Genomic DNA, 11,471 nt, shown 5'->3' with positions numbered 1-11,471 from the left:
TTCCCCGGGACGCCTCCTGCAAGATCAGCTTGTCCAGTGTTAAGTCGGCAATAGCTTTCCTGAGACGTTGGTTCTCCGTCTCAAGATCCTTCATCCGCTTCACTTGATCCGACTTCAGGCTGCCGTACTCCTTGCGCCAGCGATAGTGCGTCACCTCGGTCACGCCGATCGCCCTGATCGACGCGGCAACGCTCTGTCCTTGTGAGACCAGCACGTCGACCTGACGCAGCTTGCTCACGATCTCCTCGGGCTTGGGTCGTTGGGCCATCGGTTCCGTCCTCTGTCGGCTCAAAAGCCATACTTCAGGGCGGACCACTCCCAAGGGGGCCGGTCAGAGTTATGTTCCATGGCCGTGGGCAGGCGTTCGTTTGCGGAACGCGAATTATCGTGAAGCACTGTCCGCTTTGCTCGCAGTGGAATGCACCGCGGGCTGCGGAGAACGGCACCAATCCACGTCCGTCCGTGATCAGATCGAGGGCTGGACGGAGGCGAGACCAGTCCTGCGGGCCTCGCTTCGATGCGCGATGCCAGGCCTATTCCGCCGCTCCGCGCCGTCAATCCTCACAGTACAAGCTTGGGGATGGGGCACTGCTCTGTCTCGAAGACTACGCCGAAGCAGTCGGCCCTCATCAATATGAATCGGGTCAATATTATAAATCAAAATACAACAAATGACGACGCCGGGATCCATCCGGCAGCAGATCATGGCGAACTCATGCCGCAGCCGTGCGGTTCGGAGCTTTCATGTATAACCCCTTCCTCTCGTCGTTCATGCTCGCCATCGAGTCCCGAGATGTCATCGAGCTGCGCCTGGTCCGCCTCGCCTGGGGCGGGCGCGAGGGCCGTGCGGAAGCGCAGTCGATGGTCACAGAGAAGATGCATGCGGCTGGCGAGGCGATGACGACGCTGATGCTGGGCGGCTCGCCCGAGGCGGTCATCGCCCGCTACCGCGAGCACGTCGCCTTCAACGCCAAGCGGCTGTCGGCTGGGGCCTAGAGCGCGTGCCGACGAACCGGTATCCGCGTCGGCAGCGAGCGCTCTAATCGCGCCCCGCCTCGACGCTCGCGCGCTCGACCACGTCCTGCAGGGCCGCGCGTCCCTCGATCACGAACCAAGCGCGCAGCATCTTCGTTGCCTCGGGCGTATCCTCGGGCCGCTCGCGGAACAGGTCCTGGTAGCGTGCGAGTTCACGCTCCATGAACATATCGAGATAGCTCACCCCCTTCGTCCGCGCGAGGTCGACGAGGGCGTCGCCGAGGACGCGCCGCATCATCTCGCCGACCATGGCCGAGACATAGACCGCTTCGGCGCTACCCTGCTCGGGGTCGCTCATGCTGTGCCCTTGTTGCGCTCGTTCCGCTGAGCCCCCTCTCGGAACCGACGGGGGACCGCTCCTATCCCGCGATCGGCGAGCCAACTCAAGCCGGCTTCAGATGTCGTCGGAGCCAGCGCGTTGCGGTCTCCAGGTTTGGAAAGGCCGGGACCCTCAATCCGTGCAGCCGACCGAACCCCGCCTCCATGAACCAGCGTCCCGGATGCTCATGGCCCGGCTCGGAGAGACGCACCAGCACCGCCACCAGCAGGCCGTTGGCGATCACCAGGCGGCCTTCGCGATCAGGACTCGCCGTATCGACGGCGATCGGCTGCAGCACGATCAGCGTCTCGACGTTGCCCTGTTCGGACATCGGCTAGCCCTCCTGGGCGCGACCGGGCCAGTTGAGAGCGCGCCGTTCGCCCCAGCGGGTGTTGCGCAGATGCAGGTAGTTCGGCGTGAACAGGCAGAAAGCCTTCAGCCGCTCGACATCGAGGATGGTCAACACCCGGTGCTTGAGATGGATCAGGCCGAGCGCGCGCAGTTCCCGCAGAGTCCGGTTCACGTGCACGTCGGACAGGCCCATCGTGTCGGCGATCTCCGTTTGCGTAAGGGGGAACGTGTAGCTGTTGTCAGTGACGCGCCCGACCGCTTCCAGGCGCATGAGGAGTTCGCACAGGAGATGGGCGATGCGCTGGACCGGAGCGCGCCCGCCTATGTTCACCAGCCATTCTCGCAGGACGGCGCCGTCGACCAGGGAGCACCACCAGAAGGCGCGCGCGATGCTCGGGTGATGCACCGTGATCTCGTCGATGGCCCGGCGGGGGATGTCCACGACCTGGCAGGTCGAGATGGTGCCGATGCTGTGGTCCATCTCGTCGAGGATGAAGACGTTAAGGTCGCAGAAATCGCCCGGCACCAGCAGGGCCATGATCTGGCGCTGGCCGTCCGGGAGCACCTTGTAGCGGCAGGCGAAGCCATCCAGGATGAGCAGGACGTTGTCCGGCTTGTCGCCCTCCTGGATCAGATCCTGGCGCGCTTCGACTTGCCGGACCTTCAGCACTAGGCCGTTCAGGGCCCAGCGCGCCTGGTCGGACAGGGGTTCGAAGCTCTCAAGCTTCCGCGTCAGCGCTTGCTGCATCGGATCGCCCTCTATGGGTGAGAGAACGAGTTTGCGTCCGGAAGGTGCCCCTCGAAAGAACATTCGGCCAAGCGGCCACGCTCCTGCCGGGGCATCACGGGTGCAATCTCGGGTTTCCCCGCCCGCCCCGGGAACGGATGGTCCGCACCCAAAAAGGCCCCGCCACCCGGACCGGGCGACTGGGCTTGAGTGCGCTCGGGTCGGAAAGAGCCATCGGGGCGATGAGAGGGCAAGGAACGCTCGCGCGGTCAACTGCGCTCACATCATCGCGGCAACAGCCGAACACTCAATGGCAGCCGACTAGAGAATCAATCCGATCAAAAGACGGGATTTGTCGAGGTTCTCCCTTATCCATGCCTTTTAACGGCAGTTGCTGAACGCGCATCTTGATGAAAACCGCGCTGATAGCCGAGCGCGCGGCGAGAACAGACAGCGATGGGACCGTCTGCCCAAGCGGGGAGCGATCGCCTCGGAAACCTGTCTTATGACCGAATGTCCAGATAACCGCTGTCTATTGTAGAGTCTATCATCAGTCGATCCGAAACAGGTGCTGATGGCTGGAAGAGCCGTGCGCTTCCACCTGCAATATGAGGTGGAGCAATATGAGTTCAGCCCCCGATAACCATGCCATGAACTGTCTCATCCGCAAGCTGGAGAGCATCGCGCCCCTCTCGGATAGGAGCCGCCAGGCCATCGAGAGCCTGCCGGTGAGGATCCACAAGCTCGACGCCCGGCGGGACATCGTGCGCGACGGCGACAAGCCCACGCATTGCTGCCTGATCATCGACGGCTGGGCCTGCCGCTACAAGCTCCTCAGCCAGGGCAAGCGACAGATCCTATCGTTTCACATCCCCGGCGACATCCCGGATCTCCAGAGCCTGCACACCCACACCATGGATCACAGCCTCGGCACGATGACCGAGGCCACCGTGGCCTTCATCCCGCACGAGAACTTGCGGGAGCTGACGGCACGCCACCCCGGCCTGGCGGCGATCTTCTGGCGTGACACCCTGATCGATGCGGGGATTTTCCGCGCGTGGTTGGTCAGCATGGGGCGACGCTCGGCCTTCGAGCACGTCGCCCACCTGTTCTGCGAACTCTATCTGAAGCTGCAAGCGGTGGGACTGGCCGGCAACTACCGTTGCCCGCTGCCGATCACTCAAGCGGATCTCGCCGATGCGCTGGGGCTCACACCCGTGCACATCAATCGCGTGCTGCAAGAGATGCGCGGCAAGACCCTGATCACGCTCCGAAGCAGCACGCTGGTGATCGAGGCCTGGAGTGAACTTCTGCGTGTATCCGAGTTTGACCCGACGTACCTGCATCTGGAAAAGCGAGCGACCGGATGATCCTTCGCCTACAGCCGGTGCAGGTCGCCACCGGCAGTTACGACGTCGATGGGCAGTTGGTCTTCGCCGACGGCTTCCTGGCCGCAGTTCTGGTGAAGCTCTCGGGCTATCACGAGGACATGGCCGGGATGTGGTTCCTGGAAGCGGGCTTCGGATGGGTCGATACGCCGAACCGGCCCACCTTCACCGACCTTGATACCGCGCAGGCCTGGATCGTGCAGCAATTGGCAGACGCGGCTTGAGTCCCGCCATCAGATCCGTGGTCTTCTCCCGATGCGCCAGCGCCGTGCCCAGGCAAGCGCCTCACCTGGGGTGATGCCAGCGGGGCGGCCACGGTCCGAGGTCGGCGAGCCCTGTGGCGATGATCGTTTCGGCTCTGCTGAGATCGGAGACGACGGGCTTCCGATCTCAGCAGGGCTATCCCGATCCGGTTCGCGCGTCCTACCATTGACGCTGACGCAGCCCTACGACTCCTCCGCTCCAGCGCATGCGCAAGCATTCGCATTGCGCACAACCGTCTTTGTCGACATAAATTGCGATCTTTTGATGGAAATCGATCCAAAACACACCACAATATCCTGATCGAACCGACTATCCATCGATTTAAGACTATACATATTGGTGAACGAATATTACGGCATCAGCGGCTGAGAGCCGGCGAGTTCCCGCTTGCGTGAGGGCTGGATATCCGATGCCACATTTTTTCTTCGACACCGATGACGGCGATTTCCGGTTTGACGACGATGAGGGCTTCGAATTGCCGAGCCTCGAAGCCGCGCGCATCGAAGCCTTGGATGCCCTGCCGGATATGGCGCGCAACAAGCTCCCGGACCGGGATCGTCACACGTTTTCGGTTCGGGTACGCGATGCCGACGGCACCTTGGTTTACTCCGCCTCGCTCGACCTCGTCGGCGAATGGCATGTTCCACGCGGCGATTCGTAGGGCCGAAGCCTCGAAGGACCGGGCGATCCTACCATCTCGGCTCGCCCGTGTCGGCGTCCCGCTCTCGAGAACGTTGCCGGCACCTCAGGGTTAGGTCAGATCTCGAACCCAGGAAACAATTCAGGACAGCGACCCTGAAAATTGCCGGAACTTTGGCGATGATCTACGTCAATCTCATGCACGCAGATCGATCTATTATTGCCAGATAAAAATATAATTATTTGATCAAATCCAGAAATATGGACAATGATTGTCTTTTGACAGGTTGAATACAGAACAATTGACGTATAGCCGAATCGCTTGCTGCTCACGTGAGATCCAGCGGGCACCTTCAGGAGGATCGCCATGGGTCTGGCCGCGTTCTTGTTCTTCGTCGTCCCGTGGATGGCGCTCGCGTTCTGGCTGTTCCGCCTCCCAAGCGCCCTTCGCCTCGGCACCACGGCCACGCCCTGGCGCGCGCTGACGGATTATCCCGATCCGCTGCGGGATCAGCGGTACGAGACCAATCCCTACAACACGGGGGCCAACGACGGGTCCGGACCGACAGGTGGCGACAAGCATAGCCCGCTTATCAATCCCTGAGGATCGATCAACGGGAGCGTGCATCGGGACGATGTCTGATGACCGTGTCGCTCACAGGGCCGTTTCGCAGCACCCAGCGCGGGGTTCCTCGTATATCCGGGTCTGGCAAGTTGTTGGCGGGCGTTTTAGCGAAAATCGTCAGAATTAGGTTTCTCGACCTTGCGTCTATGCAATCTTGACGCGTCATCGCCGAGTACCGTCGGCCTTGGCACCGCCTGCGCCGACCTCCTGCTTCCTCCGACCCGTGGGGACGGCGCAGGCATCCAATCTGGAGCGTCCGGCATGACATACCGCGTCAAGATCGATCGCATCGGGGTGGCTGGCGTGCCGCGGAGCGCCCCACGCATCTACGACGCGAAGGACGAGGCCGACGCCGCAACGATCGCGGCCTACGAGGTCGATAGCAGCAAGCCCGGCCGGCCCCGCGTCGCCACCGTGACCGACGCCTCCGGGCGCATGGTGTTCACCTATTCCGGCCGCGCCGGCACGGCGCCAACATGACCGGGAAGGAGCACGAGGAATGGGCCCTCGACGACCGAGACGCGAAAGCTCTTATCGGCGTCATGCTCGCGCTCCAAGTGGCCTTCCTGACGGTCACGATGCTCTGGCTGTGACGCTCGCCGCGGCAGCCTTTGGCGACGCTGCTACAGAATCCCGCCTCCAGAACGGCCCTTCAAGGCGTGCGTGCGTGCCGTTTTGGAACCCCCTGCGCGGATCCGGGTGGCCGGGCTGACCCTAGATCAGCACTGCGCCCGGCCGCCGGATGATGTCCCCGGCTTGAGGCCTCTGGCCCTCAGGCGGGAACGGCCTGGATCACGTTTCGCAGCGTGCCGAGCCCGACGATCTCGGTTTCCATGACATCGCCGGGCTTGAGGTATTCCGGCGGTTTGCGGGCGTTGCCGATACCAGGCGGCGTTCCGGTGGCGATGATGTCGCCGGGCACCAGCGTCAGGCCATGCGACAGCTCGGCGATGATGCGCGCGACCTTGAAGTACATCTGCTGGGTCGAGGCGTCCTGCTTCACCACACCGTTCACGCGGGTGATCAGGTGCAGGTCCGAGGGATCAATGTCCGAAGCCGGCACGATCCACGGTCCGAGCGGCCCGTATCCGTCCAGGCTCTTACCCTTGAACCACTGCCCGCCATGGAGCTTGATCTGCATGTCGCGGGCGGTGGTGTCGTTGATGACGCTGTAGCCGAACACGTGGCTCATGGCCTCGGCCTCTTTGATGTTGCGCCCGGCCGTGCCGATGATCACGGCCAGTTCCACTTCCCAGTCGATCGCCGTCGAGACCGTCGGATCATAAGGGATCGGATCGTAGGGTCCGTTCACCGTGTTCACGCCCTTGGTGAAGAACACCGGGTGAGCCGGGTATTCCATGTTCGTGCCGCGGACGGCCTGTCCCTCGGCGAAGTGTTCGAGGTAATTCCAGCCGACCGCGTAGATGTTGCGCGTCGGCGTCGGGATGGGCGCCAGCAACCGCACGGTGTCGACCTTCGGACCATCGCCTGCGGCCGCAATCCGGCGGACGGCGTCGAGGGCAACGGGGCCGGCCTCAATCAGGGACACCATCCGGGCGGGATCGAAGCCGGGACTTGGAGCGCGCGACAGATCGACGACGCGACCGTCCGATCGGACCACGCCGAGCCGCGGGGCACCGGTTGCATCCGGCGTAAATGTGACGAGGCGCAGCGCGTCCCCGACGGCCGGCGGGATGGGGCGTCCCGGACCTGCTGCCGGCGCTTGGGCCGAAGCCGCCGACGCCAGAGTGCCGACCGCGGTCGCGGCCACCGTGAGGTTCAGGAAGTCACGCCGGGTGCTCATGGGTCGGTCTCCTCCACGCCCGCCCTTCGATGGAGCGATGCGCACGGGAACCGTCGACCCTTCAAATTCAAAATGCAATCGGTTGACGCGACAGTCCGGCCAGGGCGTTGCGTTTGAGCTGCCGTTAGGATTGGCGTGTCATTGGAACGTTCTGTATAGCTGGAGTGACCAGGGGAACTCGACGGTGGGGCGCCAGCAGATTCGATCGCGTGCAATCTCAGACGGAGGACCGCAACGGCGCTCGACATGTCTGCGCCGGTGTGTCGCGACGATTCTGGCGGCGACATCGACGCCGGCATTGGCCGACGACCTCAGCGCCTTGTTCGATCGCGACACCATCATATCGGCGGGCGGCTTCGTCGGGAGCGGTCCCCGCTTCCAGGGCAGCAGGCAGGCCGGGTTCTGGGGATTGCCCTATCTGTCATTCCGCAAGGCTGACGAACCGCGCGAGTGGTGGTCCCCGGATGACGGGCTTGATGTGACCCTCGTTGGAGAGGGGCGCTTGCAAGCGGGCGCCGTACTGGATTTCCGCGAGGGCCGCTTCCCCAACGACGACCGCCGGCTCGCTGGCCTGCCCCGATTGCCGGCGACCGTCGGGCTCGGTCTGTTCGGCGAGGTCTGGCCGATCGCCGAGACTCTCAGGTTGCGGGCCGAAGTGACGCAAGGCATTCGCGCCCATGACGGGCTCTTGGCCAAGCTTGGCGCCGATCTCGTGGGCCACTTCGGGCGCTTCACGCTCAGTGCTGGACCGCGACTCGTGCTGGGCGACGCCGCCGCGATGCAGCTCGATTTCGACGTGCCGGTCGAGCCGACGCTCGTGAACCCGCGTCTCACGCCTTATCGCGCCTCAGCCGGAGCGCGCTCCGCCGGGGCGACTGCAACCCTCAGCTACGCTTGGTCGGAAGCTTGGCAGACCCTCGGTTATGTCCGCTACGATCGGCTGATCGCCTCGGCATCGGGCAGTCCGATCGTCCGACGTATCGGTACAGCCGACGAACTCACTGTTTCAGTCGGGGCGATCTATTCCTTTCGAGCCAATCCCTGACTACAGATCAAGCATAGAAGACGCTCACATTCTCGCGTGCATAGATCACGGTCTCGTGATGACTGTTGCCGGTTGAGCACACAGGAAGTGCTTCTGTGGCATAAGCTGGTGTTGCCGGATTATTTCCAAGGATTCCCGCTTATCACTCTCCCGAACGAGGGGAGAGGACCGTGGCACGCATTCTTCTGACGGGCGCGACCGGACTGATCGGGGGCGCCGTCCTGCACCAAGCGCTCGACCGCGAGGATGACGTGACCTGGGTTTGTCTCGTGCGCTGCGGGAACGTGGAGCAGGGGCGCCAGCGTGTCGCCGCGCGTTTGGAGCGGTTTACCGACCCGTTCACGGCCCAGCGCCTCGCGCGCAAGATCGAGATCGTGCCGGGCGACTTCACCCGCGCCGACCTCGACATGGATCCGCGGCTCGATGCGTGCACCCACGTCCTCCACCTCGCCGCCGACACGTCGTGGTGGGGTGGCGAACGGGTATTCCGGACCAATCACGACGGAACCCTGGCGCTGGCCCGCCGCGCCCAGTCCATGGCGGGATTGCAGCGGTTCCTGCACGTCGGCACCGCCATGATCTGCGGAGCCGACGCGCCGAGCCTCGTCGAAGAGACCGCCTATCCCGCAGCCGAGGCAAGGCACATCGTCGGCTATACGGAGTCCAAGGCGGCAACGGAGACATCGCTCGCCGCACAGTTTCCCGACCTGCCGATCGTCGTCGCACGGCCGTCGATCGTCGTCGGGCACGCGACGCTCGGCGCCGCACCGAGTTCGAGCATCCTCTGGGTCCTGCGCGCTGCCGACGCCCTGCGCATGCTGCCCTGCAGCCCGGAGAGCTGCGTCGACATCGTTCCGGCCGATTGGGTCGCCGAGACGCTGGTCGCCCTCATGACGAAGCCGGATCTCAAGCACGACCTCTACCATCTCTCGGCCGGTGCGGCCGGTCGCACCCGCTGGGCCGACGTGATCGCCGCCTTCGAGGATGCGGAGCCGAGCGACGGCGTACGGGCCTTCCGGCAGTTCGATCTCGATCGGGATCACACCCGCCTGCGCAAGCGCTTCGCCGAGGTGTTCGGCTTGGATAGCGCGTCGAAGCGAGCGATGCTGCGCGCGACCCGAGCCTACTACGCGTTCTGTGCCCTGAATCTCACCTTCGCCAACGATCGCCTCGTCGAAGAGGGGATCCCACAGGCGCCGTCGCTCGCATCCTATCTGCCGGTATGCCTCGCCAATTCGGCCGCGATCGTGGAGCAGTTCGTCGACGACATGGAGATGTTCGCGCCGGCATCCGCGGCACCCGCGTCCTCTCCGAACCTGCCGCTTGCGGCGACCGCATGAAGCCGTTTGAGGGGCCGCCTGAAGACGGCGGCCGATCGGGCCACCGCCGATCCTTACCGGAGCCCGGCGATCACGGCCCTCTACGACATGTGGGATTGCTCCGTTTTGAAGACGGTGGGCGTTTCCTGATCGTGGCGCAGAATGCGCCGGGATCAGGGAGGTCGAGCCGGAGGTCGAGAATGTCCCTCCAGTCCACACTCGATACCGGCGTACCGCGCGAGACCGCCGATGTCGCCCATACCGCGCTCCCGCGCGGCAGGGCTATTCGCAAAAGAGGCGGCCTACAGATTCGGTTAGGCGTCGGCGTTGCGTTCAATGCAATCGCGGCACGCGGCCGAGCAGGATCAGCGTGACGGGCGTGGTCACGGTGAGGAATAGGCCGATCAGCACGTCGCGCAGCACCAGGCGTTGTTCGGCGACGGAGAACGAGACGATCGAGGCGGCGAGGATCAGCGCCATGCCGAGCGCCGCCCCCTGGGTCGGAGCGTGGACCCGCTCGTAGAACGTCTGGAGGCGTACGAGGCCGAGAGCGCCCACCAGTGGGAGGTCGGCGCCACCACGAGCCCTGCCGCCCAGACGGGGAGATCGGCACTGATCACCGGATGACCTCGCCGTGGATCAGGAACTTCGCCAGCGCCACGGTCGCGGTGAAGCCGAGCATGCCGATGAGGAGCGCGGCCTCGAAATACAGGCCGCTGTCGGTGCGCATGTCGTGGACCACGATGGCGAGCATGCCGCTGAGGTAGAGCGTGTCGAGGCCGAGCACGCGGTCCTAGGCGCGGGGGCCGCGCACGATCCGCCAGGCGGCGAGCGCCATGCGAGCACCAGCATCGCCTGCGCGAGACCGAGGCCGTAGCCGAGAAGGAGTGCGGCGCTCACGGAAAACTGGCTCTTCGCCAAGTTTGGTGGATTGGGTTGGTGGGAGGGATGCCGGAAGGTAGCTCCTGGCTGAACCGGGCGGGGATTCTCAGATCAGGGCATGACCCTTCTCTGTCACCTCCCCGGTTGTCGCCTTCTTCACGTCACGCGTAAGGATGGCACTGCCGTTCGCATTTCCGCTCAAGCGAAGCGCGATCACGCCCATTGCCCAGGTTGTCGTACCGTCAGTCGGTCTGTGCATAGTCGCTATCATCGACGACCTGCCGACGAGCGGTCAGGACGTGCGCCTGACCCTGACGATCCGACGCTTCTGCTGCCACGAACCTGCTTGTGCGCGTCGGACCTTCGCCGAGCGCCTGCCTCGCCTCCTCGACCGCTACGCTCAGAGGACTCACCGGCTGGCCGATGCCCACCAGTGCCACGACGCTGCTGCGGGGTATCCGCCAATGTCCGCTGCCGACCGGATCCAAACCGATCATCGTCGGTGTCGACGACTGGGCTCTGCGCAAGGGCCGAACCTATGGCACCATCTGTGTCGACCTCGAACGCCGCCGCCCCATCGATCTGCTGCCGGATCGTTCGGCCTCGACGCTGGCGGCCCGGCTCCGGCGCGACCCACAGGTCCAGGTCGTGGCACGGGACCGCTCGACCGAATATGCGCGTGGGACCGCCATGGGTGCGCCCGATGCCGTTCAGGTCGCGGATCGGTGGCATCTCCTGCTCAATACCCGACAGATGGTCGAGCGCTGGCTCGCCCGCGTCCATCCGCGTCTGAAGCTGTTGCCGGCCGTGGCCCCGTCATCGCCATCGATTCGGCGCGTCACGCCCTACCCGCGCGCACCGTCCGAGATGCTCGCGCGGGCCGCGGCCCGCGGTCGATGGGAAGCCGCCTATGACGACGTGCGTCGCCACCATGCGGAAGGACACTCGCTTCGGCGCATCACTCGCGAGACGGGCTTGGCCCGCGCCACGGTGCGCAAGTACGCCTTCGCCGCGAGCTTTCCCCGGAACGGCATGCGCGAGCCGAAGCCGAGCATGCTCGATCCTTATCTCTG

At 64.4% G+C, this 11,471-nt stretch carries 14 protein-coding genes and 2 pseudogenes; 9 read left to right on the top strand and 7 right to left on the bottom strand.

The genetic code is table 11. The annotated features are described in order from the left end of the window. Positions 1-268, bottom strand: a 268-nt coding sequence (locus BM228_RS32075) for a transposase (RefSeq protein WP_139234320.1), incomplete at its 3' end; no start/stop codon positions are given. A 476-nt stretch (positions 269-744) separates the two neighbouring features. On the opposite strand from BM228_RS32075, the gene BM228_RS32070 reads away from it, so the two are divergent. Beyond that, positions 745-996, top strand: a complete 252-nt coding sequence (locus BM228_RS32070; RefSeq protein ID WP_092047234.1) for a hypothetical protein — start codon at positions 745-747, stop codon at positions 994-996. A gap of 43 nt (positions 997-1,039) precedes the next feature. Here the strand turns inward: BM228_RS32070 and BM228_RS32065 are convergent, their stop codons facing one another. The 3 genes from BM228_RS32065 to BM228_RS32055 all read right to left on the bottom strand — a co-directional run bounded on the left by BM228_RS32065 (position 1,040) and on the right by BM228_RS32055 (position 2,453). Continuing rightward, positions 1,040-1,333, bottom strand: a complete 294-nt coding sequence (locus tag BM228_RS32065) for a hypothetical protein (RefSeq protein WP_092047232.1) — start codon at positions 1,331-1,333, stop codon at positions 1,040-1,042. An 85-nt stretch (positions 1,334-1,418) separates the two neighbouring features. Next, the gene (locus BM228_RS32060; RefSeq protein ID WP_092047230.1) at positions 1,419-1,685 is read right to left on the bottom strand and encodes a hypothetical protein; all 267 of its coding nucleotides are present in this window, start codon (positions 1,683-1,685) and stop codon (positions 1,419-1,421) included. A gap of 3 nt (positions 1,686-1,688) precedes the next feature. Next, the gene (locus tag BM228_RS32055; protein WP_092047228.1) at positions 1,689-2,453 is read right to left on the bottom strand and encodes a Crp/Fnr family transcriptional regulator; all 765 of its coding nucleotides are present in this window, start codon (positions 2,451-2,453) and stop codon (positions 1,689-1,691) included. A 602-nt stretch (positions 2,454-3,055) separates the two neighbouring features. Between BM228_RS32055 and BM228_RS32050 the strand changes: the two genes are divergently transcribed. From BM228_RS32050 to BM228_RS32030, 5 genes are all read left to right on the top strand, one after another. Further along, entirely contained in the window at positions 3,056-3,802 is a 747-nt protein-coding gene (locus BM228_RS32050) for a Crp/Fnr family transcriptional regulator (protein ID WP_092047226.1), read from the top strand. Beyond that, complete coding sequence (locus BM228_RS32045; protein ID WP_092047224.1) at positions 3,799-4,044, top strand: hypothetical protein; 246 nt, start codon at positions 3,799-3,801, stop codon at positions 4,042-4,044. The genes BM228_RS32050 and BM228_RS32045 overlap by 4 nt, the downstream gene beginning before the upstream one ends. Before the next feature lie 449 nt (positions 4,045-4,493). Then, on the top strand, positions 4,494-4,745 hold the full coding sequence (locus BM228_RS32040) for a DUF6894 family protein (RefSeq protein WP_092047222.1): 252 nt from the start codon (positions 4,494-4,496) through the stop codon (positions 4,743-4,745). Positions 4,746-5,090: 345 nt separating this feature from the next. Further along, positions 5,091-5,327 carry a hypothetical protein gene (locus BM228_RS32035; RefSeq protein ID WP_092047220.1) on the top strand — a complete coding sequence of 79 codons (237 nt, stop codon included), beginning with the start codon at positions 5,091-5,093 and terminating at the stop codon, positions 5,325-5,327. A gap of 282 nt (positions 5,328-5,609) precedes the next feature. Beyond that, entirely contained in the window at positions 5,610-5,828 is a 219-nt protein-coding gene (locus BM228_RS32030; RefSeq protein ID WP_092047218.1) for a hypothetical protein, read from the top strand. 292 nt (positions 5,829-6,120) lie between these two features. Here BM228_RS32030 and BM228_RS32025 read toward each other — a convergent pair whose 3' ends face one another. Further along, a complete protein-coding gene (locus tag BM228_RS32025; RefSeq protein WP_092047190.1) occupies positions 6,121-7,152 on the bottom strand; it encodes a fumarylacetoacetate hydrolase family protein in 1,032 nt (343 codons plus the stop codon). A gap of 298 nt (positions 7,153-7,450) precedes the next feature. Here BM228_RS32025 and BM228_RS35030 point away from each other — a divergent pair, with 298 nt between their 5' ends. Together BM228_RS35030 and BM228_RS32015 are read left to right on the top strand one after the other, a co-directional pair. Beyond that, positions 7,451-8,197 (top strand): MipA/OmpV family protein, encoded by a 747-nt coding sequence (locus BM228_RS35030; RefSeq protein WP_167367893.1) that lies wholly within the window; start codon positions 7,451-7,453, stop codon positions 8,195-8,197. A 170-nt stretch (positions 8,198-8,367) separates the two neighbouring features. Continuing rightward, positions 8,368-9,537, top strand: coding sequence for an SDR family oxidoreductase (locus BM228_RS32015; RefSeq protein ID WP_092047188.1), 1,170 nt, complete (start codon positions 8,368-8,370; stop codon positions 9,535-9,537). A 312-nt stretch (positions 9,538-9,849) separates the two neighbouring features. Here the strand turns inward: BM228_RS32015 and BM228_RS32010 are convergent, their stop codons facing one another. Further along, on the bottom strand, positions 9,850-10,074 hold the full coding sequence (locus BM228_RS32010; protein ID WP_244537423.1) for a monovalent cation/H(+) antiporter subunit G: 225 nt from the start codon (positions 10,072-10,074) through the stop codon (positions 9,850-9,852). A 58-nt stretch (positions 10,075-10,132) separates the two neighbouring features. Next, a pseudogene (locus BM228_RS32005) lies at positions 10,133-10,416 on the bottom strand (K+/H+ antiporter subunit F). A gap of 100 nt (positions 10,417-10,516) precedes the next feature. On the opposite strand from BM228_RS32005, the pseudogene BM228_RS32000 reads away from it, so the two are divergent. Continuing rightward, positions 10,517-11,471: pseudogene (locus BM228_RS32000) on the top strand (transposase); the annotation flags it as partial.

Source organism: Methylobacterium pseudosasicola (assembly GCF_900114535.1).
GTDB lineage: Bacteria > Pseudomonadota > Alphaproteobacteria > Rhizobiales > Beijerinckiaceae > Methylobacterium > Methylobacterium pseudosasicola.
This window is presented reverse-complemented; position numbering and strand designations above follow the sequence as displayed.